Here is a 24,378-nt window from a genome sequence, read left to right on the forward strand (position 1 = left end):
GCAACGCCGTGCGCCACAACCAGCCGGCCCCCATCCCAGCCTTCCCCCAAGGGGGGAAGGAGCAAGCACGCACGCCGGGGCGCTGAGATCATGCAGAACCAGGCTACATCACGCGCCCGCAGCAACGCCCAGGTGCTGCGCCGGGAGATGACCGACAGCGAACGCAAGCTGTGGCAGCGCCTCAAGGGCGAGCAGCTCGGCGTGAAATTCCGTCGCCAGCATCCGCTGGGCAGCTACGTCGCCGATTTCGCCTGCCTGGCGCCGCCGTTGATCGTGGAGCTCGACGGCTCACAGCATTCAGGACAGGCAGCGTATGACGAACGTCGCGACGCATTCTTTCGGGCGCAGGGTTTTGACGTGATGCGTTTCGCGTCCGACGCGCCATTCACCCAGATGGACGGGGTCTTGCAGGCAGTACACAACCGACTGAACGAACTGCGCGGCCAGCCCCCATCCCCACCTTTCCCCACAGGGGGAAAGAGCCAGACAACACAGGAGCAGTCTCCATGAAACAACAGCAAGACGCCTACATCGTCGCCGCCACGCGCACGCCCATCGGGCGCTCGCACAAGGGCTTTTTCCGCAACTACCGGCCTGACGACCTGCTGGCCACCATCCTCAAATCGGCCCTGGCCCAGGCGCCGGGGCTGGATCCGCAGGCCATCGAGGACATCATCTGCGGCTGCGCCATCCCCGAGGCCCAGCAGGGCCTGAACGTGGCGCGCATCGGCGCGGTGCTGGCCGGCCTGCCGACCAGCGTGGGCGGCATCACCGTCAACCGCTTCTGCGCCTCGGGCCTGTCGGCCGTGGCCATGGCCGCCGACCGCATCCGCGTGGGCGAGGCCGACGTCATGATCGCCGCTGGCGTCGAGAGCATGAGCATGGTGCCCATGATGGGCAACACGCCCAGCCTGTCGCCTTCCATCTTCGAGCGCGACGGCGACGTGGGCATCGCCTACGGCATGGGCCTGACGGCAGAAAAAGTCGCCCAGCAGTGGAAAGTGTCCCGCGAGGCGCAGGACGCCTTTGCGCTGGAGTCGCACCGCCGCGCCATTGCCGCGCAGCAGGCCGGCGAGTTCAAGGACGAGATCACGCCCATCGAGGTCACCGACCGCAGCGTGAACCTGGAGACCGGCGAGCTGGTGCAAAAGACCCGCACCGCTAGCCTGGACGAAGGCCCGCGCCCCGACACCAGCCTGGAGGGCCTGGCCAAGCTGCGCACGGTGTTTGCCGCGCGCGGCTCGGTCACGGCGGGCAACAGCTCGCAGACCAGCGACGGCGCGGGTGCGCTGATCCTGGCCAGCGAGGCCGCCGTCAAGCGCTTTGGCCTGACCCCGCTGGCGCGCTTCGTCAGCTACGCCAGCCGGGGCGTGCCGCCAGCCATCATGGGCATCGGCCCCATCGAGGCCATCCCCGCCGCGCTGCGCTATGCCGGCCTGAAGCAGGACGACATCGACTGGTTCGAGCTGAACGAGGCCTTCGCCGCGCAGTCGCTGGCCGTGGTCAACACGCTGGGGCTGGATGCGGCCAAGGTCAACCCCATGGGCGGCGCCATCGCCCTGGGCCACCCGCTGGGCGCCACCGGCGCCATCCGCTCGGCTACGGTGGTACACGCGCTGCGCCGCAAGCAGCTCAAGTACGGCATGGTCACCATGTGCGTTGGCATGGGCCAGGGCGCGGCGGGCATCTTCGAGCGCGTCTGATCCTGCTCCCTCCCCCTTTTGGGGAGGGTTGGGGTGGGGGCCAGCGACGGTGGCCTCATGACACCACACGCCAGCACCAGCCAGCCCCCATCCCCACCTTCCCCCAGAGGGGGAAGGAGCTGAAAACAGCGCCAGTCAAGCGCGAACAGCTACCAAAGAAGTAGCAAAACACAGGAGGCCGATGATGCAGCAGCACGCTCTGCCCGTGTCCGGCGCAGCCCATCCGCTGGCCGTGTGCCGCTATCTGCCACCTGCCGGCACCGCACCGCAGGGCAGCGTGGTCATCGGCGCGGCCTTTGGCGTGCCGCAGACCTTCTATGCCCGCTTTGCCCAATGGCTGGCCGGGCAGGGCTGGGCCGTCAGTACCTTCGACTACCGGGGCCAGGGCGCCTCGCTGCACGGGCCCATGCGTGCCGTGCAAGCCAATCTGCACGACTGGGCGCGCGACTACGACGCCGTCATCGCCCACGCCGCCGAGGCCCTGCCGGGCCGCCCGCTGCTGCTGGTCGGCCACAGCCTGGGCGCGCAGCTGCCCGGCCTGCTGCAAGAAAAGCACCGCGTCGCCGGCCTGCTGAGCATTGCTGCCGGCAGCGGCTACTGGCGCCAGAATGCGCCGCGCCTGCGCCGGCTGATGCCGTTTTTCTGGCATGTGCTGGTGCCCGCCTCGGTGCGCCTGTGCGGCTACTTCCCAGGCCGGCGCCTGCGCGCCGTGGGCGATCTGCCGCGCGCCGTCGCCCTGCAGTGGCGCCGCTGGTGCCTGCACCCGCGCTACAGCGTCGGCGCCGAAGGGCAGGGGGCCGAGCGCAGCTATGCCGCAGTGCGCTTTCCCGTGCTGGCCTGGAGCATGGTGGATGACGAGATGATGACCCTGGCCGGCACCGAGGCGCTGCTGGCCCTGTACGCCCGCGCCCCGCGCCGGATCGAGCGCATCGCCGCCCAGGACGTGGGCGCGCGGCGCATCGGGCACTTCGGCTTTTTCCGCGACAGCTTCGCGCCGACGCTGTGGCCGCGCGCAGCGCAGCAGCTCGCCCAGTGGGCGCAGGCCGATGCCACGGCAGCGTCGCCCGCATGACGCAGCCGCGCCCGCGCTGCAGGCACACTCGCCTTTCATGACCGACATGCAAACTTCCTCCACCCCGCCCGCCGTCCACCCGCTGGACGAGGCCCTGGTGCTCGAATCGGGCGCCCCCGGCCACTACACCGGCCAGACCACCCAGGCCTACTGGAACATGGTCGGCCCCTATGGCGGCCTCACCGCTGCCACGGCGCTGGCCGCCGTGCTGCGCCACCCCGACGTGCTGGGCGAGCCGGTGGCGCTGACGGTGAACTTCGCCGCCGCCGTCATCGAAGGGCCGTTCACCGTCGTTGCCACGCCGGCGCGCACCAACCGCTCGACCCAGCACTGGACGGTCAGCGTGCTGCAAAGCCCCGCCGAGGGCGGCGATCCGCAGGTCACCACCACCGCCACCGTGCTGATGGCCGAGCGCCGCGAGACCTGGAGCGGCGCCGACACGCCCATGCCGCAGGTGCCGCCGCCCGCCGAGTGCGCGCTGGCGCCGGCCATCTTCCCGGTGCAGTGGCTGCAGCGCTACGAGATGCGTCCGGTGCGCGGCATGTTGCCCGGCGAGTGGGACGGCAGCGAGCGCGACAGCCTGACGCAGCTGTGGATGCGCGATGCGCCGGCGCGGGCGCTGGACTTTCCGGCGCTGGCGGCGCTGGCCGACGTGTTCTTCCCGCGCATCTGGCGCCGCCGGGCGCTGCGCGTGCCGGCGGGGACGGTGTCCATGACCGTGTACTTCCACGCTGGCAGCGAGTTGCTGGCACGCACCGGCAGCGGCCACCTGCTGGGCCAGGCGCGCGCGCAGGAGTTCCGCAACGGCTTTTTCGACCAGACCGCGCAGCTGTGGAACGAGGCCGGCGCGCTGCTGGCCACCACGCACCAAATCGTCTATTACAAGGAGTGAACCAGGAAATGAACGCCATGAGCACCGACACCAGCAGCCAGGACATCCTGGTACACACTGAGGCCGCCGTCACCACCATCACCTTCAACCGGGTGGACAAGAAGAACTCCATCACCGAGGCCATGTACGCCGCCATGGCCGATGCGCTGGTGGCAGCGCAGGCCGACGCCGCCGTGCGCGTGGTCGTGTTCCAGGGCGACATGGCGATTTTCAGCGCCGGCAACGACATCGCCGACTTCCTGCGCCAGTCGGCCCAGGGCGGGCAGCAAGCGGCAGCGCAGGACGCAGGCGAGCCGTCCGTGTGGCGCTTCCTGCGCGCGTTGGCCGCGTTCCCCAAGCCGCTGGTCGCCGCCGTCTGTGGCCCGGCGGTGGGTATCGGCACCACGCTGCTGCTGCATTGCGACCTGGTCTATGCCGGCGACAACGCGGCGTTCTCGCTGCCCTTCGTGAACCTGGGCCTGTGCCCCGAGGCAGCGTCCAGCCTGCTGCTGCCGCAGATGCTGGGCTACCACCGTGCGGCCGAAGCGCTGCTGCTGGGCGAGCCCTTCATGGCCGAGGCGGCGCTGGAGGTCGGCCTGGTCAACCGCGTGGTGCCGCCCGCCGAGTGCAACCTGCTGGCGCAGACCCAGGCGAAGAAACTCGCCGCCAAGCCCTTGAGCGCGCTGATCGAGACCAAGCGCCTGATGAAGGCCGGCCAGAGCGCCGCCGTGCGCGCGCGCATGGACGAGGAGGGCGCCAGCTTCGCCCGCCTGATGGCCGGGCCGGCAGCGCGCGAGGCCTTCAGCGCCTTCATGGACAAGCGCCATCCGGATTTCAGCAAGTGCTGATGCTGAAATTCAAGCAAAAACAGGCTCAAGCCCTTGTTGGACAAGCGCTGACAGCTATTATTTGAGTAGCAAAAAAATACCATGAAAGCACCTGCTCCAGCGGCTGCGGCGGCCCCGGCCGCCTTCGAGCCGGAGTTCATCGACGGGCTGACGCAGATGTTCGAGCAGCACATCAGCTTCAACCGGCTGCTGGGCCTGCACATCACGGCACTGGCGCCCGAGCGGGTTGCGGCGCGCATCGACATGCGCCCCGAGCTGGTCGGGCACTTCACCTACAACCGGCTGCACGGCGGCGTCATCAGCGCTGGGTTGGACGCCATGGGCGGCCTGGCGGTGATGGCGGCCATTGGCGGCAAGCACATGGACGAGGCTCCGGCGGCGCGGCTGCAGCGCTTTTCCCGCCTGGGCACCATCGACCTGCGCATCGACTACCTGCGCGCCGCCATCGGCAGCCAGTTCCTGCTGCAGGCCCAGGTGCTGCGCCTGGGCTCGCGTGTGGCCAACACGCGCATGGAGTTCCTCGGCCAGCACGGCGAATTGCTGGCCACCGGGGCGGCGGCCTACATCGTTTCATGATCCGGAAAGACAGCGCTGGCGCCCTGTTTGGTGCTGCAAAGCCTGCAAGCGCATGCAACCAGGCAGGCCTTTGGTTACTCCTCTTGCGTCTGCCCTGCATTTGAAACCGGAGCCGGCGCCTAGCATCGGCCCGTTTTTTCCAGGAGTACCGATGGCCGTGCAAAACCCTTTCTTTGGCAGACGTGACAGCAGCAGCAACAACAACAGCAGCGCCCCGGGCAATCAGCCCGCCAGCAGCGATGGCCCCTCCACCCGGCAGGCAACAGGCGTGCTGGGCAGCGCCGCCAGCCGCAGCGCGGCGTCCGCTGGCGGCGCCCTTCCTGCCAGTCTGGCCGCCACTGCGGCGGCGTCCGGCGCCAGCGCTGCCAGTGCCTCGGGCGGCAGCAAGCTCACCGTCGGCCCCAACATCAAGCTCAAGGGCGTGGAGATCACCGACTGCGACACGCTGGTGGTCGAGGGCACGGTGGAGGCCACCATGGACTCGCGCGTGATCCACATCGCCGAGCAGGGTGCGTTTCGCGGCAGCGCCGAGATCGACATCGCCGAGATCCACGGCCAGTTCGATGGCCAGCTCACCGTGCGCGACAAGCTGGTCATCTTCGGCTCGGGCAAGGTCAGCGGCAAGATCCGCTACGGCAAGGTGGTGATCGAGGAGGGCGGACAGCTCAGCGGCGAGATCGAGGGTGGCCTGGGCGCGGCGCGGCTCAGCCCCTCCAGCGCTGGCAGCGCCAGTCATGCCGCCGCTGCCGCAGGTGGCGGCGCTGCGGCTGGGCAGTCCGCTGCCCTGGCCCTGGCCTGAGAGCGTGTTTACGATCTCCGCGCGCAGGGATCGTAAACACGCTCTGAGAGCTGCGGCAGCGCAGCAGGGAGCCTCCGCGAGGCTCCTTTTTTTTCGTCCGGCGGTGGCTCTTTGCGTCCCTCAGGCCTGCAGAGTGCGCGCGATCGGGCGCGGCTTGCCGCTGTCGTCGATGGCGACATAGGTCAGGCTGGCCTCGGTCACCTTGAGGTAGCGGCCTTGTGCGCCGATGCGCTCGGCATAGACCTCCACGCGCACCGTCATCGAGGTGTTGCCGATGCGCGTGACCTCGGCAAAGAACGACAGCAGGTCGCCCACGCGCACCGGCTGCTTGAAGATGAATTCGTTGACGGCCACCGTGGCCATGCGTCCGCAGATGATGCGCGCGGGCAGCACCGAGCCGGCCAGATCGACCTGCGCCATGACCCAGCCGCCGAAGATGTCGCCATTGCTGTTGGTGTCCGCCGGCATGGGGATGACCTTGAGCACCAGCTCCTTGTCGCTGGGCAGTTGCGGGTGGGCGTTGGCGTTGGCGTTGGCGTTCTGTTCCATGGCTGGCGGGTAGTCCGGTTGGTCGGTGGGGCTAAGAGCGTGTTTACGATCCCCGCGCGGGTGCGCGGGCGCGGAGATCGTAAACACGCTCTAAGGCAGGAAAAGGCCGCATTGTCCGACACGCCCCGCTGCCGGGCCGGGGCCGGCGGTGCGCCGCCTGCACGGTCACAATGGCTGCCTCGCCACTCCTGCGCTCCCCGCCTGCCTGCCCATGCGCCGCTCCGGCTCCGACATCGCCCCCCTGCCCACCGACAACACCCCGGCCAGGCCGCGCAGCGACTGGGCCACGCTGGCGCGGCTGCTGCCCTATCTGTGGCACTACAAATGGCGTGTGCTGGCGGCGATTGCCTTCATGGTGGGCGCCAAGCTGTCCAACGTCGGCGTGCCGCTGCTGCTGAAAGACCTGATCGACGCCATGACGCTGCCGCCCGGCAGCCCCAGCGCGCTGCTGGTCGTGCCCGTGGGCCTGCTGGTGGCCTATGGCCTGCTGCGCTTTGGCAACTCGCTGTTCAACGAGCTGCGCGAGCTGGTCTTTGCCCGCGCCACGCACGGCGCGGCGCGCGCCATTGCGCTCAAGACCTTCGAGCACCTGCACGGCCTGTCCCTGCGCTTTCACCTGGAGCGCCAGACCGGCGGCATGACGCGCGACATCGAGCGCGGCGTGCGCGGCATCGAGTCGCTGGTGTCGTTTGCGCTGTTCAACATCGCCGCCACGCTGGTCGAGGTGCTCTTGGTGCTCACCGTGCTGGCCACCCGCTTTGATGCCTGGTTTGCCGGCATCACGCTGATTGCGCTGGTGCTGTACATCGCCTGGACGGTGTGGGTCACCGAGTGGCGCATCCAGTTTCGCCGCCAGGCCAACCAGTTCGACTCGGCGGCGCACGCCAAGGCGATCGATTCGCTGCTGAACTACGAGACCGTCAAATATTTCAACAACGAGCAGTTCGAGGCGCGGCGCTACGACCAGAGCCTGGAGCAGCTGCGCCGCGCCCAGCTCAAGAGCCGCAGCACGCTCAGCCTGCTCAACACCGGCCAGCAGATCATCATCGCCACTGGCCTGGTGGCCATGCTGTGGCGCGCCACGGCCGGCGTGGCCGATGGGCGGCTGACGCTGGGTGACCTGGTCATGGTCAACGCCTTCATGATCCAGATCTACATCCCGCTGAACTTCCTGGGTGTGGTCTATCGCGAGATCAAGCAGAACCTGACCGACCTGGACAAGATGTTCACGCTGATGGATCGCGAGCAGGAGGTGGCCGATGCGCCCGGCGCGCAGCCGCTGGCGCTTTCCGGCCCGCCCGCCGTGCGTTTCGAGAACGTGCATTTCGCCTACGAGCCGGCGCGGCCCATCCTGCAGGGCGTGAGCTTCGAGATCCCGGCGGGCCGGACGGTGGCCGTGGTCGGCGCCTCGGGTGCGGGCAAGAGTACGCTCAGCCGGCTGCTGTTTCGCTTCTACGACCTGCAGGGCGGCGCGATCAGCATCGCCGGGCAGGACATCCGCGCCGTGACGCAGCAGTCGCTGCGCCGGGCGATCGGCATCGTGCCGCAGGACACCGTGCTGTTCAACGACACCGTGGCCTACAACATCGCCTATGGCCGCCCGGACGCCAGCCGCGCCGAGGTCGAGCAGGCCGCACGCGCGGCGCACATCCACGACTTCATCGCCGCCCAGCCCAGGGGCTACGAGACCATGGTCGGCGAGCGCGGCCTGAAGCTGTCCGGCGGCGAGAAGCAGCGCGTGGCCATTGCCCGCACGCTGCTCAAGAACCCGCCCATCCTGATCTTCGACGAGGCCACCAGCGCACTGGATTCGCACAACGAGCGCGCCATCCAGGCCGAGCTGCGTGCCGTCGCGCAGGGCAAGACCACGCTGGTGATAGCCCACCGCCTGTCCACGGTGGTCGATGCGCACGAGATCCTGGTCATGGACGCGGGCCGCATCGTCGAGCGCGGCAGCCACGCGGCGCTGCTGGCGGCGGGCGGGCGCTATGCGGGGATGTGGGCCATGCAGTTGAACCAGGGCAGTAGCGGCTGACGGGTGCGCGCTGGCCGTGTTCGAGCGATACGGGGTATGGTCGGCATATGGACTCGCTGACGCTGGCCAGCTGGCGGCAGCGCGGGACAGCCGTTTTCCCTTAGCACGAAGGAGGTATGTATGGACAGCGGAAAACTTGCACGTCTGGGTGCGGTGGCCCTGGTGGCCGCAGGTGCCGTGGGAGCCGCAGGCACGGCCATGGCGCAGGCGCCGGCAGCGCAGTGGCAACTGAAGGATGCGGGGCAGTTCTTCCAGTGGGCCGAACGCAGCTTCCCTGAACTCTTTCCCGCGCCGGCGCAGGACGCCACGCTCGAAGGCTATGTCCTGCGCATCTACCCCGCTTCGGGCCTGGTGCTCGGGGTGCTGCAGAACCAGGCCTACGGCTATGGCGAGGTGGCCACCGGCGGCCAGATCGTGCCGCTGACCGAGATCGTGTGCGCTGCCGGCCCTGCGCTGTGCGCGCCGGCTGGCAACCCTGATCCGGGCGCGCCCGGGCCGGTCGGCAATGGCGCGGCAAGCGCCTGCTTCAACCCGGCACTGGTCACGCCGGGGACGCAATACCGCTGGCACATGCGCGGCGCTGGGCCGGCCTCCGAAGGCTCGGTCGAGGTCAGCATGATCCAGGACATGCAGGTATCGACGGGCGCGAGCTTTGCCGGCCATGCCGGGCTGATCGAAAACAGCGGCACCATGGTCGTGTCCGCCCTGGGCCATGACCTGAACATGCAGCTCAGCCATTACCTGAGCCACCAGCCGACGCCCGCCGGCCCGGTGATCGTCGAATACGGCTCGGTTTCGCACTCCACCATGGGGCCGATCCAGATGCAGTTGCGCACGGTCAACGCCCCGCCCGCGCAGCAACTCAAGTACACGCTGCAGGCAGGCGAGTCCTTCGACTACAGCGTCACCGCCGACACCACCGCGACCACCACGGTCGTCGGCTACCCCACCACCAACACGACGCGCGAGACCGACGCCTACCGCGTCACCTACCTGGGCCACAAGACGGTCACGGTCGGCGCAGGCACCTTCCTGGCCTGCCACTACAGCGCGGCCATCCCCGGCGTCCCCGAGCCGTGGGATGAATACGTGGCCGTCGGCAGCGGCCTGCCGTTGGTGTTCATGGGCGACGATGGCGAGGGCCGCCGCGTGCGCTACGAGATGCAGGCCGACTCCAGCATCAACGGTGTGCCGGTCGGGCAATACCACGCCGGCTGGCAACAGGGCCGGCCATGAAAATCATGAAGGGAGAAGCCATGGACACTATCCGCCGGACGCTTGCCACTGCACTGCCCGCCCTGCTGCTGGCTGCCGCCGCCGCCCAGACGCAGGCGCAGACCATCGAGCCGGGCCTGTGGGAGGTGCAGCACAGCTCGCAGATCCCGGGCCTGCACGAGCAGCTCAAGAACCTGCCGCCCGAGGCGCGCAAGATCATGGAGCAGCAAATGGGTATTGGCGTCGGCGTGGGCAAGGGCGGCAGGCCGGCGATCCGCATCTGCCTGGCGCCCGAGGACGTGCAGGACGGCCCCATCCGCGAAGGCCACCGGGAGGGCGACTGCACCTACACCCAGGTCAGCCGCAGTGCCAAGACCTGGAAGGGCCGCATCGTCTGCACCAATCCGCCCAGCCAGGGGGATTTCACCGTCACGCTGCACAGCCCGCAGCACTACACCACCCAAGCCGTGATGCAGGCCAGGGGGCCGGACGGCGGGCGCATGGAGATGGACATGGAGGCGCGGCGCGTGTCGGGGACTGTGGCAGCCTGGGCAAGGCGGGAGGAAAGCGGTGATGTGAGGGGGCGATTCAAGAGGCGCTGCGCCCTGATCCGGCACCCTCTCCCCAACCCTCTCCCGCACGCGGGAGAGGGAGTAGAACCAATGCGGCTCAGTCCTTCCTGGGGTAGCTCACCCCCAGCCCGGCCCGTGCATCCATCTGGATGCCGTACTGCGGGAAGGGGTAGCGCAGGCCGTTCCTGGCCAGCGCCTGCATCCCGTCCAGCGCTTTGGCAATGTCGGCCACGGTGAGCGCTATCAGCATCTCGTCGTCCAGCACACCGCCATAGCGCCCCTGCGGCACGCGGTGCATGGCCGCCTGGTGGCGCGTGGCGTCCTCCACCGTGGCATACCACACGCCGCTCATGTGCGCGCCGGTGTGCCAGGCCGGGTCATCCTCGCCCAGGTCGACGACGAAGCGGCACTGGTCGGCCACCAGGTCTTCGGCGGTGATGCCCACCGTCCAGCCCAGCCGCGTGGCCTGGCCGACGATCTGATCCATGGTGTGGACGGCCTTGGGCCGGCGCAGGCGCGCGATGGCCTGCAGCTCTTCGGCGGTTTCGAGCAGTTGCATTCCGATGGGCGGCACGCGCAGCTTGAGCGTGTGCTCCAGTTGCGTACACAGCTCGGGCAGCGGGGGCAGGGCGGCGGAGCTGGACGCCGGTGGGGCGGGGGGTGTGCTCGTCGTGGTCATGTCTCCGTTGATGGGGGGCGAGGGCGTGAAAACCCTCGGCAGCGTCCGAGGCTCCCTCTCCCGCGTGCGGGAGAGGGTGGGGGGTGAGGGGGCTGGACTTGGGCGCTGCGCCCGCACCTGTCCCCTTGCCCCGTCAGCGCGCCAGCAGCCGCCGGGCGGCCTGCACCACCTGCGCGGCGCCGATGCGCGACTCAGCCTCCAGCGTCGGCGCGTAGCCCACGGGGATGCGCGGCGCGCCCAGGCGGGCCACGCGCGCGCCCGTGTGCTCGGCCACGGTGGCGGCGATCTCCGCGCCGAAGCCCGCCGCCTGCACCGCCTCATGCACCACCAGCAGCCGCCCGCTGGCACTGGCGGCGGCCAGCACGGCCTGGCGATCCCAGGGCCAGATGGAGCGCAAGTCCAGCACGCGCGCACGCACGCCGGCGCCGGCCAGCTCGCGCGCGGCCTCCACGCAGGTATGCACCTGGCGCGACCAGGACACGATGGCCAGATCATCAGCCCCGCCGCCGTCCTCGAAGGCCAGGCGGCATTGGCCGATCTCCACCGGGGCCTGCGTGTCCACCTCGCCCTGCAGGCCCCACAGCTCCTTGTGCTCCATATAGACCACCGGATCGCCACTGGCCAGCGCGGCTTTCAGCAGGCCGTAGTTGTCCTGCGGCGTGCCCGGTGCCAGCACGACCAGGCCCGGCACGTGGGCGAACCAGGCCTCGAAGGACTGCGAATGCTGCGCCGCCGAGGCCGTCCAGATGCCGATGGGCAGCCGTGCCACCAGCGGCACGCGGCCCTGGCCGCCGAACATGAAGCGGTTCTTGGCGGCCTGGTTGACCAGCTCGTCGATGGCGCACAGGGCAAAGTCGGCCACGCGCATCTCGACCACCGGGTGCAGCCCGGCCAGCGCCATGCCGACGCCGGCGCCCATGATGGTGGCTTCGGAGATCGGCGTGTCGATGATGCGCTGCGCGCCGAAGTGCTCGACCAGGCAGCGCCCGTCGGTGGCGCGGTACTGCCCGAAGACGCCGCCGCGCCCCAGGTCTTCGCCCAGGGCGACGATGTGCGGCTGCGCCTGCATGGCCTCCTGCAGCGCCAGGGCGGCGGCCTGCGCGTAGGTCAGGGTGCGGATGCTCCGCGCGCCGGCGGTGTTGGGTGCGGTATTCGGGCTGCTCATGTCCATGCGCCTTCTCCAATGCTGACCACGTCGCTGTAGGCGGCCTCGGCTGCGGGCAGCGGCGCGGCGCTGGCCGTGGCCACGGCGGTGGTGATTTCCTCCAGGGCGGCGCGCTCGATCTGCTCGGCCTGCTCGCCCAGGCCCAGGGCGCGCAGGCGTTCGCGCGCCCGGTCTATGGGGTCGTTTTGCCGGGCGGCGGCGACTTCCGCCGGGTCGCGGTAGCTGGCCGGATCGACCGAGACGTGGCCCTTGAGCCGGTAGGTCTGCGCGTGCAGCAGGCGCGGGCCGCTGCCGGCACGGATGCCGGCGATCAACTGCCGCGCGGCGTCGCTGACCGCCTGCACGTCGTTGCCATCGACCTGCACTGCGGCGATGCCGAGGGCCTCGGCGCGGGCGCTGGCGGCCTGCTCGCCCGCCGTCATGGGGGCCGAGGGCGTGGTGGCCGAGATGCGGTTGTCCTCGCAGACGAACAGCACCGGCAGGCGGTAGATCTGCGCCCAGTTCAGGGCTTCGAGAAACGGGCCACGGTTGATGGCGCCGTCGCCGAAGAAGCTCACGGCGATGGCGTCCGCGCCGCGAATCTTCAGGCCGTGCGCCGCGCCCACGGCGATCGGCAGGCCGGCGGTGACCACGCCGTTGGCGCCCAGCATCCCGACGGAGAAGTCCGCAATGTGCATGGAGCCTCCCTTGCCGCCGTTGTAGCCGCTGGCGCGGCCGAACAGCTCGCACATCATCTTGGTCGGGTCGGCCCCCTTGGCCAGCGTGTGGCCGTGGCCGCGGTGCGTGGAGGTCAGCAGGTCGCGCGCGTGCAAGTGCGCACACACGCCGGCGGCCACGGCCTCCTGGCCGGTGGACAGGTGCAGCGGGCCTTTGACGCGCACTTCGGCGCCTTCGGTGGCTGCGCCGCCCCAGGAGACGCCCCCCTGGCTGGCCGCCTCCGCCGCGTCCTCGAAGGCGCGAATCCGCACCATGGTGCGGTACAGGTCAAGCAGTTCGTTCATGATGAGCAATGGTTGTGATGGCGGCCAGCGCCTGTCTGGCGCGGGTCTTCATTCCTTCCCCCAATGGGGTATGAAATAAGACCAAAACCCTTGCAGGACAAGCGCTGACAGCTATCAATAAAGTAGCGACCGGAGTTGCCCAGGCGCTCACTGCTTGCGCGCTGCGATGGCTTTTTCGGCCATGTCCACCAGTTGGGTGCCGATGGTCGGCTTCCATTTGTTGTACACGCCGCGCGTGGCCTGCACGAAGGCCTCGCGCTCGGCAGGCGACAGGCGCGTCACCGTGACGCCCAGGCCCTCGATATCCTTGAGCAGCGGCTGGCCGGCCTCGATCATGCCCTTGCGCGCAATGACGATTTCTTCCTTGCCGGCTTCGATGGCGGCCTGGCGCACGTGCTCGCGATCCTCGGGCGTCCAGGAGTTCCACACGTCCTTGTTGACCACGAAGACCAGCGGGTCGGCCACGTAGCCCCACATGGTCAGGTACTTCTGGCCGACGTTTTGCAGCTTGGCGGCGGTGAAGATGCTCATGGGGTTTTCCTGCCCATCGACGGCGCCGCTGGCAAAGGCCGGCTGCGCGTCGGCCCAGCTCATCTGCGTGGGGTTGGCGCCTAAAGCGGTGAAGGTATCGACGAACAGCGGCGAACCCACCACGCGGATCTTCAGGCCCTTCATGTCGGCGGGGGTCTTGACGGCGTGCTTGGAGTTGGTGAGCTCGCGGTAGCCGTTCTCGCCCCAGGCCAGCGGCACCACGCCGGCCTTGTCCAGCGTCTTGAAGATTTCCTTGCCCACCTCGCCCTGGGTCAGCGCATCGACGGCGGCGTAGTCGGGCATCAGGAAGGGCAGCGAGAACAGGTTGAGTTGCTTGACCTGTGGCGACCAGTTGATGGTCGAGCCCACGGCCATGTCGATCACGCCCTGGCGCAGCGCCGAGAACTCGCGCGTCTGGTCGCCCTGGATCAGCGACACGCCAGGATACAGCTTGATGTTGATGCGCCCGTTGGTCTTCTCGCGCACCTTGTTGGCCCAGATCTCGCCGCCCTTGCCCCAGGGGAAGGCCGTGCCCACGACCAGGGACATGCGGTACTCGCTCTTGTAGTTCTGCGCGTGCGCGGCGGGCAGGCCCAGGGTGAGCAGCGCGCTGGCTGCGGCGGTGGCGGTGAGGAAAGTGCGCAGTTTCATGGTTTCGGTCTCCTTGGAGGGTGGGTGAAAAAGGTTCTGGCTCAATAGCCCAGCCGTGCAGGCAGCCACAGCGCAATCTGCGGCCACACGAGCACGGCGATCATGGCCAGGCACATGGCGACCACTAGCCACAGCACCCAGCGGGTCGTGGCCTCCATGCGCACCTGGGCGATCTTTGCGGACACCATCAGGTTCACGGCCATGGGCGGGGTGAACTGGCCGATGGCGATGGTCAGCACCAGCACCACGCCGAACCAGACCACGTCCCACTGGTAGTGCGCCATGATGGGCGCCATCAGCGGCACGAAGATCAGCATGATGGAGATGCCGTCCAGGAACATGCCCATGATCAAGAGCAGCACGACGATCAGCGCCAGCACGCCGCCTTCGCCCAGGCCGGATTCGACAATGGCGCGGGTGACCGGATCGATCACCCCCAGCGTCGAGAGCGAGAAGGCAAAGATGCCGGCCAGCGAAACCACGACCAGGATGACGGCAGACAGCTCGCCGGCCTCGCGCAGGATGGGAAACAGGTCGCGCACGCCAATGGTGCGATGCACCACCATGCCGACGAACAGGCCGTAGAACACGGCGACGACGGCCGCCTCGGTGGGCGTGAACCAGCCCATGCGCATCCCGCCCAGGATGACCACCGGCGCGGCCAGGCCCCAGGAGGCCTCGCGCAGGCTGCGCCAGAACGGCGGGCGCGGCAGGTCGGCTTCGAGCTTGCCCATGCCGTGGCGCCGCGCCAGCCACACCGCCGGGATGATCAGCGACAGGCCGGCCAGCACGCCGGGGAACAGGCCGGCAGCAAACAGCGCCGGCACCGACGCGCCCGGCACCAGCACCGAATAGACGATGAAGGCCACCGAGGGCGGGATCAGGATGTCGGTGGCGGCAGCGCCCGCGACCACGCTGGCGCTGTAGCCGCTGGGGTAGCCGGCGCGCGCCATGGCGGCAATCATCACCCCGCCCACGGCAGCGGCGGTGGCCGGGCCGGAGCCGGAGATGCCGCCCATGAACATGGCCACCGAAATCGCCACCAGCGGCAGCATCCCCGGCCCGCGCCCGACGATGGATACGGCGAAGTTGACCAGCCGCAGCGCCACGCCCGAGCGGTCGAAGATGGAGCCGACGAGCACGAACATGGGAATGGCCAGCAGCGGGTATTTGCCCAGGCCGGCATAGAAGTTCTGCGGCACGGCCAAGAGGCCGAACCACTGCGCCTGCGAGTTGGCCAGGGCGATGGCGGCAGCGCCCGCCAGGCCCAGCGCCGCGCCGATGGGCACGCCCAGGAACATCAGCCCCAGGAAGGCGACGAACAGCAGCGTGGCGATCATGGCTGGCCCCCGTCAGGGTCTTGCTTTTGCCCGGCTGTGGCTGGCAGCGCGTCGCCGGCCAGGTATTGCGCGTCGCTCTGGCGTGTGCGGCGCAGCAGCAGGCCCACGGCGCGCGCGGCGATCAGCGCCGACAGGATGGGCAGCCAGATCGAGTACCACCACTGAGGCACGCCGATGCCGGGCGAGGTTTCCTCGAAGCGCCAGTCGTCCCAGACCACGCGCACGGACAGCGCCGCGATCAGCGCAAACAGCACGGCCACCAGCAGCGCGCCCAGTTGCGCCAGGCGCCGGCGGCGCAGCGCCGGGCCGGCGGCGCAGAAGAATTCGATGCGGATGTGCTGGTCGCGCGCCACAGCCGAGGAGCCGCCGACCAGCGCCAGCACGATCATCAGAAAGACCGAGAACTCCTCCGTCCAGGCGAACGAGGAGTCGGTGAAGTAGCGCACCAGGACGTTGGCGAAGGTGATCAGCGCCAGCAGCGCCATGGAGGCAGCGGTGAGCCAGTCCTCCAGACGCAGCAGGCGTGGCTCGGCGCTGGCGTCAGGGGTGGGCGTGCTGCCGGAGCCGGACGGCCCGAGGGGAGTTGGGAGGGCATGAAGACGCGGGAGCGAGAGGGAAAGCATGGGAGGGATCGGTGCTGAGGCCAATGCGCATCGTGTGCCGCTGGCTCGGTGGCGGCTGGGCTCCGGGTGGGAGCGCTGCCAGCCGATTATTGTGCAAGCAAATGCTGCCCGGCCTGTCGCACGCGGTTCGCCAACAGGACAGCACGCCGTTGCTGCAGCCGTGCGGCGCGGCCCGATAATGCGCGCCATCATGGAAACCAAGTGGCTCGAAGACTTCGTCAGCCTGGCCGAAACGCGCAGCTTCAGCCGCTCGGCGCAATTGCGCCACGTGACGCAGCCGGCGTTCTCGCGCCGCATCCAGGCGCTGGAGGCCTGGGCCGGCACCGATCTGGTCGATCGCAGCTCGTACCCCACCAGCCTCACCGCCGCTGGCCACACGCTGTACGAGCAGGCGCTGGAGGTGCTGCAAGCGCTGCACAACACCCGCGCGGTGATGCGCGCGCACTCCAGCTCGGCCAGCGACATGGTCGAGTTCGCCGTGCCGCACACGCTGGCCTTCACCTTCTTTCCGGCCTGGGTGTCCAGCCTGCGCCACGATTTCGGGCCGTTCAAGAGCCGCCTGATCGCGCTCAACGTGCATGACGCCGTGATGCGCCTGGTCGAGGGCGGCTGCGATGTTATGGTGGCCTATCACCACGAGTCGCAGCCGATACAGCTCGATCCGCAGCGCTACGACATGGTGTCGCTGGGCCAGGAGCCGCTGGCGCCCTATGCCAAGGCTGGCCCGGATGGCGCGCCGCTGCTGACCCTGCCGGGCAGCGCCGGCGAGCCGCTGCCCTTCCTGGGCTACGCGCCCGGCGCCTATCTGGGCCGGGTGACGGATCTGATCCTCAAGCAGGCCACCACGCCCGTCCACCTGGATCGGGTCTATGAGACCGACATGGCTGAGGGCCTCAAGGCTATGGCGCTGGAGGGCCATGGCGTGGCCTTCCTGCCCTACAGCGCCGTGAAAAAGGAGCTGCGCGCGCGCAAGCTGGCCCACGCCGCGCCGCCGGCCATGCAGCAGCAGCTGCAGATGGTCATGGATGTGCGTGCCTACCGCGAAAAACCCTCGCGCAAGGACTCCAGCAAGGGCCTGGCGCAGTCGCTGTGGGACTACCTGGCGGCGCATCCGAGCAATGCCGGTGTCTGAGAGCGTGCTTACGATCCCCGCGCGGGTGCGCGGGCGCGGCCTCGGGCGGTCTGCGGCGTTGCAAATCCTCGCGATAGCACGGGCTATCGCTGCAGTTTGCGCCTGGCAGCCCATCCCGATCCGCACCCGCGCCCCTGCGCGCGGAGATCGTAAACTCGCTCTGAGCGCGTCTGCCGGACTGTGGAAACACCCTAGGAATCGGCCCTGCGCAAGCCCTCTTGCTGGGCGCACAATACGCAGCTGACGAAACGCTGACGGCCAGCCCTACCCGGGCGTGCGGCTGGCCCGGCGTTTCGACTCTTTTCGCTTCACATATCCACCCACAAGGAGATAAGCATGAAAAAGCAATTGCTGGCCGCCGCCATCACCCTCCTGGCTGCAGGCACGACCTTTGCCCAGGCCAATGACACGCTGGCCAAGATCAAGTCCTCGGGCGCCATCACCCTGGGCGTGCGCGAGTCGTCCGGCCTGGGCTACACCCTCGGCAACGGCAAGTACGTGGGTTTTCACACCGAGATGAGCGAGCGCATCGCCGACGACATCCAAAAGCAGCTCGGCTTGGCCAAGCTGGACGTCAAGTACCAGCCCGTGACCTCGCAAAACCGCATCCCGCTGGTGACCAACGGCACTGTCGATCTGGAGTGCGGCTCCACCACCAACAACCTGGCGCGCCAGAAGGAAGTGGCCTTCGCCGTGACCACGTATGTGGAGGAGGTGCGCATCGCCGTCAACGCCAAGTCGGGCATCACCGGCATCAAGGATCTGAACGGCAAGACCATCGTGACCACCACCGGTACCACCTCGGTGCAGACGCTGCGCAAGAACAAGCGCGCCGACGGCCTCACTTTCAAGGAAGTCATGGGCAAGGATCATGCCGACAGCTTCCTGATGCTGGAGACGGGCCGCGCCGACGCCTTCATCATGGACGGCTCCATCCTGGCGGCCAACATCTCCAAGTCCAAGAACCCCCAGGACTTCAAGATCGTCGGCGAAGTGCTGTCTGTGGAGCCCATCGCTTGCATGATCCGCAAGGACGACCCCAACTTCAAGAAAGCGGTGGACGACTCGATCAAGCGCCAGATCGCCGATGGCTCGCTGGCCAAGCTGTATGACCGCTGGTTCATGCAGCCGATCCCGCCCAACAACGTGAAGGTCGGCCTGCCGCTGTCCGAGGCCACCAAGGAGGCCTGGGCCAACCCCAATGACAAGCCCATGGAGTCCTACGACATCAAGTAAGGCCTGAACGCGGCACAGCGCCCCTTTTTCGGCCCGGCAGCGGCTGGAAAGGGGCGCTTTTCATTGGATGCGCGGCCTGCGCAGGCGGGCGGTGCAGGAATGGCAAGACAACAAGAGAGGTGCCCCTATGAATTGGGAATGGCAGGTGTTCTGCCAGGACACCATCAGCATGGAGGTGGGCGCGAGCTGCTTTGGCAAGGGCGGCGACGTGACCTACCTGGACTGGATGCTTTCGGCCTGGGGCTGGACGATTTCGGTATCGCTGCTGTCGCTGGCGATTGCGCTGGTCGTCGGCTCGGCCATCGGCACGCTGCGCACGCTGGAGGGCCGGCCCTGGATCGTGCGCCTGGGCAATGCCTGGGTCGAGTTTTTTCGCAACATACCGCTGCTGGTCCACATCTTCCTGTGGTACCACGTGATTCCGGCCATCTTCCCGGCGATGAAGTCGCTGCCGGGCTTCGTGTTGGTGGTCTTCGCCCTGGGCTTCTTCACCTCGGCGCGCATTGCCGAGCAGGTGCGCTCGGGCATCCAGGCACTGCCGCGCGGCCAGCGCTACGCCGGCATGGCCATGGGCTTCACCACGTTCCAGTACTACCGCTATGTGCTGCTGCCGATGGCCTTTCGCATCATCATCCCGCCGCTGACCAGCGAGTCCATGAACGTGTTCAAGAACTCGTCGGTGGCCTTTGCCGTGTCGATCTCGGAGCTGACCATGTTCGCCATGCAGGCGCAGGAGGAGACGGCGCGCGGCGTGGAGATCTATCTGGCCGTCACGGCGCTGTACGCCATCTCGGCGCTGGCCATCAACCGCATCATGGCGTTCGTGGAAAAGCGCGCGCGCGTGCCTGGCCTGATCGCTGCCGGCGGGGGAGGAGGGCACTGACATGAACCTCAACATCGACTGGTCATTCTTCACCTGGGAGCTGTTTTCCAGCTTCGTGCTCAAGGGCCTGTACTTCAGCATCACGCTGACGGTTATCGCCACCATCGGCGGCGTGCTGCTGGGCACGGTGCTGGCGCTGATGCGCCTGTCGGGCAGCAAGGTGCTGGCGCTGCCGGCGACCATCTACGTCAATGGGATGCGCTCCATCCCGCTGGTCATGGTCATCCTGTGGTTCTTCCTGCTGGTGCCGCTGATCATCGGCCGACCCATCGGCGCGGAAGTCTCGGCCATCATCACCTTCGTGGCCTTCGAGGCGGCGTATTTCAGCGAGATCATGCGCGCCGGCATCCAGTCCATCCCGCGCGGGCAGGTCTTCGCCGGCCAGGCCATGGGCATGACCTACGGCCAGAACATGCGCCTGGTGGTGCTGCCGCAGGCGTTTCGCAACATGCTGCCGGTGCTGCTGACGCAGACCATCATCCTGTTCCAGGACACCTCGCTGGTCTATGCCATCGGTGCCTACGACATGCTCAAGGGCTTCGAGATTGCCGGCAAGAACTACGGCCGGCCCATCGAGTCGTATCTGGCCGCCGCTGTGGTCTATTTCGTGATCTGCTTTGCGCTGTCCTGGGCCGTCAAGCGCCTGCACAAGAAAATCGCCATCATCCGTTGATGGGCGAGGAGTCAAAGACATGAGCGACATGATTCAACTCAAGAACGTCTCCAAGTGGTACGGCAGCTTCCAGGTGCTCAACGACTGCTCCACCAGCATCGCCAAGGGCGAGGTGGTGGTGGTCTGCGGCCCCTCGGGTTCGGGCAAGTCCACCCTGATCAAGACCATCAATGCGCTGGAGCCCATCCAGAAGGGCGAGATCTGGGTCGATGGCACGCCGGTGCATGACCCCAAGACCAACCTGCCCAAGCTGCGCTCGCGCGTGGGCATGGTGTTCCAGCATTTCGAGCTGTTTCCGCATCTGTCGGTGACGCAGAACCTGACGATTGCCCAGATCAAGGTACTGGGCCGCAGCCCCGATGATGCGAAGGCACGCGGCCTGAAGATGCTCGACCGCGTGGGCCTGATGGCGCACAAGGACAAGTTTCCCGGGCAGCTGTCGGGCGGTCAGCAGCAGCGCGTGGCCATTGCCCGGGCGCTGTCCATGGATCCCATCGTGATGCTGTTCGACGAGCCGACCTCGGCGCTCGACCCGGAGATGGTGGGCGAGGTGCTCGAAGTCATGATGGGCCTGGCGCACGAGGGCATGACCATGATGTGCGTGACGCACGAGATGGGCTTCGCCCGCAAGGTCAGCGACCGCGTCATCTTCATGGACGTGGGCGGCAGGATTTTGGAGGACTGCACGCGCGACGAGTTCTTCGGCAACCCTGAGGCGCGCCAGCCGCGCACCAAGGATTTCCTGAACAAGATACTGCAGCACTGAGGGCCATGCGTGGCGGCCTCTGCTGCGGCCCTTTGCCAGGGCGCAGCGGCACACAACAAAAGGCGCTTCTGCAGCGCCTTTTGTTTGCTATTTTTTATATAGCTGATGCCCCTTGATGGGTGGGCCTTTGAGCCATTTTTTACTTAAAGCTGGCGTAAGACCGCCTGCGCCACCTCAGCAAAACCGGCACCGCGCTCACCCCGCGTCACATAGCGCGGCAGGTGCGTCAGATGCGGCACGAAGCGCGCCACGTTGGCCACGCCGACGCTGTTGGCAAAGGCCTGGAACATCAGCGCATCGTTGGTCGAGTCGCCCACATAGACCCAGCGATCGCGCTCGGCGTCCAGATCGCGCCCCCACAGCTGGCGCACCATCCAGCGCGCCCCTTCGAGCTTGTTGTGCTCGCCGTACCAGCCGTTGATGTGGATGCTGCTCACGGTGGCGTGCATGCCCTCGTGGCGCATGGCCAGCACCACCTTGTCGATCTGCGCGTCGGACAGTCGGGTGAATTCGCTGTGGTCGATGGCGATGTCGGTCTCGCGCCCGGCGGAGTCGGTGGCGCGGCGTGCGCCGGGGATGTGGGCCTCGATGTGTGCCAGCACCTGCTGCATACGCGCAAAGTTGGCCGCGCGCGTGGCGGCGTCCTGCTGGTAGAGCTTGTCCAGGCCACCGCTGGCGTTGCGCCTGAGGGCCACCGCGCCGTTCTCGGCGACGATGGCGTCCAGCGGCCAGGCCAGGGCAAAAGGCTCGCTCCAGCCCACGGGACGACCGGTGATGGCAACAACGGCCAGGCCGGCGGCCTTGAGGTCGGCCAGGGCGGCCAGGGCATCGGGCGTGATGGCGCCGTCAGTGGTCAGGGTGTCGTCGATGTCGGTCAGGATGCCGCCCACGCGCTGTGCTGCCGCTGCCGGCCAGGAACTCAGATCAATCACGCCAGATGTTTCACGAAAATAACAAAGTGCCCCGAGTGCGGGGCGTACTTCAAAAGCCCAGAGCTGCCACCAGTTCCAGCCATTCCGACAGGGAGCCGACCAGACTGGGTGGCTGTCCGATGACCAGCAGGAACATCTGGCTGTCGGCGGTATAGAGGCACAGGTTGGCCTGCGGATAAAAGCGCCCCCAGGCGCCGGACACACCCTGCAGGCAGGCATGACCGGAGCTTGAAGCTGTGCCGGTGCCCAGCAGCTCGTGCAGTTCGCGCTCGGCCCAGTTGAAGACCCGGTCGGCTGCCCTGGTCTGGTGGGGCAGCGGCGGCGTATTGGCGGCAAGCTTGAGCACCGGCACGTCGGCCTTGCGCACGCTGATGCTGCGCCCATCGCTGACTTCCACGGTGATGCTGTGCTCGCCCTCGGGCAGGGCGGCCACGCTGGCCAGGATCTGATGGGTGCCCGAAGTCAGTCCAGTGGCGCGGCCCAGCTCCGTCTCGCCACTTCTGACCACGACCTGCATGGCGTCGCCATCGATGTCGTGCAGCTGCACGCTGACTGGTAACAGGCTGCGCGCAGCAGGCGTGCTGCGCAACTGCGCCGGGCCGGCGAAGAAGAGGCGCGACTCCGGGAACTCCAGCGGGTCGATGCGCAGATAGCGCGCCATGCCGCTCCAGGTGCGGGTGCTGGCAGGCTCGTAGGGCAGGTTCTTCATGTCCACCCAGTAGCGCTGCATACCGGGCATGAGAACGATGTCGTCCGATGTCAGACCGGGGTCGAAGTCGTCGCGCTTCCAGGCGACGCGGGCCATGGCGCCGCGCGTCAGTTCGTCCTGGTTGGCTGCGTCCATGGGCACATACAGGTCAAAGCCGAGCCAGCGATAGGTGTCGGCATTGATGGGCTTGGTGTTTTCCTGGTAGGCCAGAAAGATGTGCGGATCGCCTTCGGTTTGACCCGGGGCGGCGGCTCGTGACTGGCCGACGAAAAACGAACCCTGCAGGCCCAGGTCGGGCACCTCATGGGTGTAAGTCCAGCCCTGCAGATTGCTCAGCTCGGGCGCGCGCACCTGTCCGGGCAGCATGTTCCAGGCCCGGCCCTGCTCGACCAGCGCGTAGTCGTCGCCCTGGCCCAGGCCTGGCGAGAGGATTTGCACCTGCGGGCTGGCGTTGACGAGCAGCGGCTGCGTGGCAAAGACCGGCGCTGCTGCTGCGCCCGGAGTCTTGCTCAGATGCACGCCGTGCAGGGTGAAAGGCACGTTGGCGCCGGCATTGGGGCCGTTGAGCGGGTCGATGCGCAAAGCGCGGACGATGCCGCGCCACTGTGGCGACCGGCCCAGGTCGATGGTGTAGGTGGCGCGGCCGGCGCTAGTCCGGATGAACTCCGAGGGGTGGCGCACGGTGGCAGGCTGATCGCCCCACCAGACCAGCAGGCCGGACTCCTGCGCCGGCAGTTGGGCAATGGTCAGATCGACGCTCAGGTAGCGGTATTGGCTTGCGTCGATGGGCGAGTGCTGCGCGATGTCCAGCAGCACATAGGGGTCGGGGTTGCTGGTGCTGGCACTCAGGCCGTTCGGGCCGGTGTGCGCTGCGCTCAGGCCATGGTTGGCCGCCCACAGCAGATCGTTGGGGGTATCGAACGTCCAGGCCTTGCCACGCTGGCTGAGGGCGTAGTTGCCATCGTCGATGGCTGCTACCTGGTAGCTGCCCGGCGGCAGGGCCGCAGCCGAGGCCTGCCCCTGCACCTGGGGCAGCACCGTGGTGATGGCCGGACTGCCGTCCGGCGGCTGGATGCGTGCCAGCAAATGGGTCTTGCCGGGCGGCAGGGGGGTGCGCGCGCCAGCTTCGCTGTGGTGGTGCAGGCGTGCCCAGTCGATCTTGAACTGCACGTTGCAGCCCAGGCAGGGGTCGATGCGCAGGCCGTGTATCGGGCCGCTCCAGGGAGTCCCCACCTGCGCCTGCAGGGCGGCCAGGTTGAACTGGTACAGATGCCAGCCAGGATAGACCGGGAACATGGGCGACTCGGAGTACGCCGCATCGAACTCGGCGACCGTGGCCCCGCCCTTGTGCCAGACCAGGCGCCCGTTGCGCGCGCCGGGCACCACGCTGTCGGGCAGCCACATCATGAAGCTCAGGTGCGTATAGCGATTGGCGTCGATGGGCTGGCGCGCCAGATTGATTGCCTCCATCGCCGAAGGGATGGGCGGAAACTGCAGCCAGAAGTGCGGGTCGGTATCACGCGCCGTGGCCGTCATGACGCCGCCTGCCACTGTGGCAGATGCCAGGTTGTGCGTCCACAGCAGCGGAAACACATCTTCCTGGCTGGACATGTCCCAGGCCTTGCCCAGCACTTGGGTGGCGTGATCCGAGCCTTCGGTGACGGTTTGAGCGTGTGCGGCCGAAGCCAGGCACAGGGCCGCGCCCAAGGCCAGAGGCCAGGCGGGCAGGCGCGAAAACAGGGAATGGATTCGTGTAGGCATGGCAGCGGCGAGGTGGGAGATTGCACGGGCGGCGGTCAGCGAGGCGCCGCAGTGCA

At 68.0% G+C, this 24,378-nt stretch carries 23 protein-coding genes and 1 pseudogene; 15 read left to right on the forward strand and 9 right to left on the reverse strand.

All coding sequences use genetic code 11. The features are described from left to right. The first annotated feature begins 90 nt into the window (after positions 1 to 90). From IDM45_RS16685 to IDM45_RS16715, 7 genes are all read left to right on the forward strand, one after another. Positions 91 to 510: an endonuclease domain-containing protein gene (locus tag IDM45_RS16685; protein ID WP_232653694.1), complete on the forward strand. Its 420-nt coding sequence runs from the start codon at positions 91 to 93 to the stop codon at positions 508 to 510. Continuing rightward, positions 507 to 1,703, forward strand: coding sequence for an acetyl-CoA C-acyltransferase (locus tag IDM45_RS16690; protein ID WP_209424184.1), 1,197 nt, complete (start codon positions 507 to 509; stop codon positions 1,701 to 1,703). The genes IDM45_RS16685 and IDM45_RS16690 overlap by 4 nt, the downstream gene beginning before the upstream one ends. Positions 1,704 to 1,887: 184 nt before the next feature. After that, entirely contained in the window at positions 1,888 to 2,775 is an 888-nt protein-coding gene (locus IDM45_RS16695) for an alpha/beta hydrolase family protein (RefSeq protein WP_209423844.1), read from the forward strand. Between the two features lie 37 nt (positions 2,776 to 2,812). Further along, the gene (locus tag IDM45_RS16700; protein WP_209423845.1) at positions 2,813 to 3,667 is read left to right on the forward strand and encodes an acyl-CoA thioesterase; all 855 of its coding nucleotides are present in this window, start codon (positions 2,813 to 2,815) and stop codon (positions 3,665 to 3,667) included. Positions 3,668 to 3,684: 17 nt separating this feature from the next. Continuing rightward, the gene (locus IDM45_RS16705) at positions 3,685 to 4,494 is read left to right on the forward strand and encodes an enoyl-CoA hydratase (RefSeq protein WP_209423846.1); all 810 of its coding nucleotides are present in this window, start codon (positions 3,685 to 3,687) and stop codon (positions 4,492 to 4,494) included. Positions 4,495 to 4,575: 81 nt separating this feature from the next. Beyond that, the gene (locus IDM45_RS16710; protein ID WP_209423847.1) at positions 4,576 to 5,070 is read left to right on the forward strand and encodes a thioesterase family protein; all 495 of its coding nucleotides are present in this window, start codon (positions 4,576 to 4,578) and stop codon (positions 5,068 to 5,070) included. 151 nt (positions 5,071 to 5,221) lie between these two features. Then, positions 5,222 to 5,869, forward strand: coding sequence for a bactofilin family protein (locus IDM45_RS16715; RefSeq protein ID WP_209423848.1), 648 nt, complete (start codon positions 5,222 to 5,224; stop codon positions 5,867 to 5,869). A 120-nt stretch (positions 5,870 to 5,989) separates the two neighbouring features. Here the strand turns inward: IDM45_RS16715 and IDM45_RS16720 are convergent, their stop codons facing one another. Continuing rightward, positions 5,990 to 6,418, reverse strand: a complete 429-nt coding sequence (locus IDM45_RS16720; RefSeq protein WP_209423849.1) for an acyl-CoA thioesterase — start codon at positions 6,416 to 6,418, stop codon at positions 5,990 to 5,992. 211 nt (positions 6,419 to 6,629) lie between these two features. On the opposite strand from IDM45_RS16720, the gene IDM45_RS16725 reads away from it, so the two are divergent. The 3 genes and pseudogenes from IDM45_RS16725 to IDM45_RS17825 form a co-directional block, all read left to right on the forward strand. Further along, positions 6,630 to 8,453 carry an ABCB family ABC transporter ATP-binding protein/permease gene (locus IDM45_RS16725; RefSeq protein ID WP_209423850.1) on the forward strand — a complete coding sequence of 608 codons (1,824 nt, stop codon included), beginning with the start codon at positions 6,630 to 6,632 and terminating at the stop codon, positions 8,451 to 8,453. Between the two features lie 120 nt (positions 8,454 to 8,573). After that, positions 8,574 to 9,689 (forward strand): hypothetical protein, encoded by a 1,116-nt coding sequence (locus IDM45_RS16730; protein WP_209423851.1) that lies wholly within the window; start codon positions 8,574 to 8,576, stop codon positions 9,687 to 9,689. A gap of 20 nt (positions 9,690 to 9,709) precedes the next feature. Continuing rightward, a pseudogene (locus tag IDM45_RS17825) lies at positions 9,710 to 10,189 on the forward strand (DUF3617 domain-containing protein); the annotation flags it as partial. Between the two features lie 148 nt (positions 10,190 to 10,337). On the opposite strand, the gene IDM45_RS16735 reads toward IDM45_RS17825, so the two are convergent. The 6 genes from IDM45_RS16735 to IDM45_RS16760 form a co-directional block, all read right to left on the reverse strand. After that, the gene (locus tag IDM45_RS16735; protein ID WP_209423852.1) at positions 10,338 to 10,919 is read right to left on the reverse strand and encodes a DUF169 domain-containing protein; all 582 of its coding nucleotides are present in this window, start codon (positions 10,917 to 10,919) and stop codon (positions 10,338 to 10,340) included. 133 nt (positions 10,920 to 11,052) lie between these two features. After that, positions 11,053 to 12,090, reverse strand: coding sequence for an alpha-ketoacid dehydrogenase subunit beta (locus IDM45_RS16740; protein WP_233457518.1), 1,038 nt, complete (start codon positions 12,088 to 12,090; stop codon positions 11,053 to 11,055). Continuing rightward, positions 12,081 to 13,085: a thiamine pyrophosphate-dependent dehydrogenase E1 component subunit alpha gene (locus IDM45_RS16745; RefSeq protein WP_232653691.1), complete on the reverse strand. Its 1,005-nt coding sequence runs from the start codon at positions 13,083 to 13,085 to the stop codon at positions 12,081 to 12,083. The genes IDM45_RS16740 and IDM45_RS16745 overlap by 10 nt, the downstream gene beginning before the upstream one ends. A gap of 147 nt (positions 13,086 to 13,232) precedes the next feature. Beyond that, a complete protein-coding gene (locus IDM45_RS16750) occupies positions 13,233 to 14,267 on the reverse strand; it encodes a DctP family TRAP transporter solute-binding subunit (RefSeq protein ID WP_209423853.1) in 1,035 nt (344 codons plus the stop codon). A 41-nt stretch (positions 14,268 to 14,308) separates the two neighbouring features. Next, complete coding sequence (locus IDM45_RS16755) at positions 14,309 to 15,607, reverse strand: TRAP transporter large permease (protein ID WP_209423854.1); 1,299 nt, start codon at positions 15,605 to 15,607, stop codon at positions 14,309 to 14,311. Beyond that, the gene (locus tag IDM45_RS16760) at positions 15,604 to 16,230 is read right to left on the reverse strand and encodes a TRAP transporter small permease (protein WP_209423855.1); all 627 of its coding nucleotides are present in this window, start codon (positions 16,228 to 16,230) and stop codon (positions 15,604 to 15,606) included. Before IDM45_RS16760 ends, IDM45_RS16755 begins: the two co-directional genes overlap by 4 nt. A 190-nt stretch (positions 16,231 to 16,420) precedes the next feature. Between IDM45_RS16760 and IDM45_RS16765 the strand changes: the two genes are divergently transcribed. From IDM45_RS16765 to IDM45_RS16785, 5 genes are all read left to right on the forward strand, one after another. Continuing rightward, positions 16,421 to 17,362: a LysR substrate-binding domain-containing protein gene (locus IDM45_RS16765; protein ID WP_209423856.1), complete on the forward strand. Its 942-nt coding sequence runs from the start codon at positions 16,421 to 16,423 to the stop codon at positions 17,360 to 17,362. A 336-nt stretch (positions 17,363 to 17,698) separates the two neighbouring features. Continuing rightward, on the forward strand, positions 17,699 to 18,598 hold the full coding sequence (locus IDM45_RS16770; RefSeq protein WP_209423857.1) for an amino acid ABC transporter substrate-binding protein: 900 nt from the start codon (positions 17,699 to 17,701) through the stop codon (positions 18,596 to 18,598). A gap of 127 nt (positions 18,599 to 18,725) precedes the next feature. After that, a complete protein-coding gene (locus IDM45_RS16775; RefSeq protein WP_209423858.1) occupies positions 18,726 to 19,481 on the forward strand; it encodes an amino acid ABC transporter permease in 756 nt (251 codons plus the stop codon). A gap of 1 nt (position 19,482) precedes the next feature. Continuing rightward, complete coding sequence (locus tag IDM45_RS16780) at positions 19,483 to 20,154, forward strand: amino acid ABC transporter permease (RefSeq protein WP_209423859.1); 672 nt, start codon at positions 19,483 to 19,485, stop codon at positions 20,152 to 20,154. A gap of 28 nt (positions 20,155 to 20,182) precedes the next feature. Next, complete coding sequence (locus tag IDM45_RS16785) at positions 20,183 to 20,920, forward strand: amino acid ABC transporter ATP-binding protein (RefSeq protein ID WP_209424187.1); 738 nt, start codon at positions 20,183 to 20,185, stop codon at positions 20,918 to 20,920. Positions 20,921 to 21,063: 143 nt separating this feature from the next. Here IDM45_RS16785 and IDM45_RS16790 read toward each other — a convergent pair whose 3' ends face one another. Both IDM45_RS16790 and IDM45_RS17830 read right to left on the reverse strand, forming a co-directional pair. Continuing rightward, the gene (locus IDM45_RS16790) at positions 21,064 to 21,852 is read right to left on the reverse strand and encodes an HAD-IIB family hydrolase (protein ID WP_232653688.1); all 789 of its coding nucleotides are present in this window, start codon (positions 21,850 to 21,852) and stop codon (positions 21,064 to 21,066) included. A 49-nt stretch (positions 21,853 to 21,901) separates the two neighbouring features. Beyond that, complete coding sequence (locus IDM45_RS17830) at positions 21,902 to 24,322, reverse strand: hypothetical protein (protein ID WP_232653686.1); 2,421 nt, start codon at positions 24,320 to 24,322, stop codon at positions 21,902 to 21,904. Between the last annotated feature and the right edge of the window lie 56 nt (positions 24,323 to 24,378).

Origin of the sequence: Melaminivora jejuensis (assembly GCF_017811175.1) — a bacterium.
Lineage (GTDB): Bacteria > Pseudomonadota > Gammaproteobacteria > Burkholderiales > Burkholderiaceae_C > Melaminivora > Melaminivora jejuensis.

Coding starts and splice junctions, on each gene's coding strand:
- IDM45_RS16685 (WP_232653694.1), top strand. CDS start 91: ATGCAGAACCAGGCTACATCACGCGCCCGCAGCAACGCCCAGGTGCTG.
- IDM45_RS16690 (WP_209424184.1), top strand. CDS start 507: ATGAAACAACAGCAAGACGCCTACATCGTCGCCGCCACGCGCACGCCC.
- IDM45_RS16695 (WP_209423844.1), top strand. CDS start 1,888: ATGCAGCAGCACGCTCTGCCCGTGTCCGGCGCAGCCCATCCGCTGGCC.
- IDM45_RS16700 (WP_209423845.1), top strand. CDS start 2,813: ATGACCGACATGCAAACTTCCTCCACCCCGCCCGCCGTCCACCCGCTG.
- IDM45_RS16705 (WP_209423846.1), top strand. CDS start 3,685: ATGAGCACCGACACCAGCAGCCAGGACATCCTGGTACACACTGAGGCC.
- IDM45_RS16710 (WP_209423847.1), top strand. CDS start 4,576: ATGAAAGCACCTGCTCCAGCGGCTGCGGCGGCCCCGGCCGCCTTCGAG.
- IDM45_RS16715 (WP_209423848.1), top strand. CDS start 5,222: ATGGCCGTGCAAAACCCTTTCTTTGGCAGACGTGACAGCAGCAGCAAC.
- IDM45_RS16720 (WP_209423849.1), bottom strand. CDS start 6,418: ATGGAACAGAACGCCAACGCCAACGCCAACGCCCACCCGCAACTGCCC.
- IDM45_RS16725 (WP_209423850.1), top strand. CDS start 6,630: ATGCGCCGCTCCGGCTCCGACATCGCCCCCCTGCCCACCGACAACACC.
- IDM45_RS16730 (WP_209423851.1), top strand. CDS start 8,574: ATGGACAGCGGAAAACTTGCACGTCTGGGTGCGGTGGCCCTGGTGGCC.
- IDM45_RS16735 (WP_209423852.1), bottom strand. CDS start 10,919: ATGACCACGACGAGCACACCCCCCGCCCCACCGGCGTCCAGCTCCGCC.
- IDM45_RS16740 (WP_233457518.1), bottom strand. CDS start 12,090: ATGGACATGAGCAGCCCGAATACCGCACCCAACACCGCCGGCGCGCGG.
- IDM45_RS16745 (WP_232653691.1), bottom strand. CDS start 13,085: ATGAACGAACTGCTTGACCTGTACCGCACCATGGTGCGGATTCGCGCC.
- IDM45_RS16750 (WP_209423853.1), bottom strand. CDS start 14,267: ATGAAACTGCGCACTTTCCTCACCGCCACCGCCGCAGCCAGCGCGCTG.
- IDM45_RS16755 (WP_209423854.1), bottom strand. CDS start 15,607: ATGATCGCCACGCTGCTGTTCGTCGCCTTCCTGGGGCTGATGTTCCTG.
- IDM45_RS16760 (WP_209423855.1), bottom strand. CDS start 16,230: ATGCTTTCCCTCTCGCTCCCGCGTCTTCATGCCCTCCCAACTCCCCTC.
- IDM45_RS16765 (WP_209423856.1), top strand. CDS start 16,421: ATGGAAACCAAGTGGCTCGAAGACTTCGTCAGCCTGGCCGAAACGCGC.
- IDM45_RS16770 (WP_209423857.1), top strand. CDS start 17,699: ATGAAAAAGCAATTGCTGGCCGCCGCCATCACCCTCCTGGCTGCAGGC.
- IDM45_RS16775 (WP_209423858.1), top strand. CDS start 18,726: ATGAATTGGGAATGGCAGGTGTTCTGCCAGGACACCATCAGCATGGAG.
- IDM45_RS16780 (WP_209423859.1), top strand. CDS start 19,483: ATGAACCTCAACATCGACTGGTCATTCTTCACCTGGGAGCTGTTTTCC.
- IDM45_RS16785 (WP_209424187.1), top strand. CDS start 20,183: ATGATTCAACTCAAGAACGTCTCCAAGTGGTACGGCAGCTTCCAGGTG.
- IDM45_RS17830 (WP_232653686.1), bottom strand. CDS start 24,322: ATGCCTACACGAATCCATTCCCTGTTTTCGCGCCTGCCCGCCTGGCCT.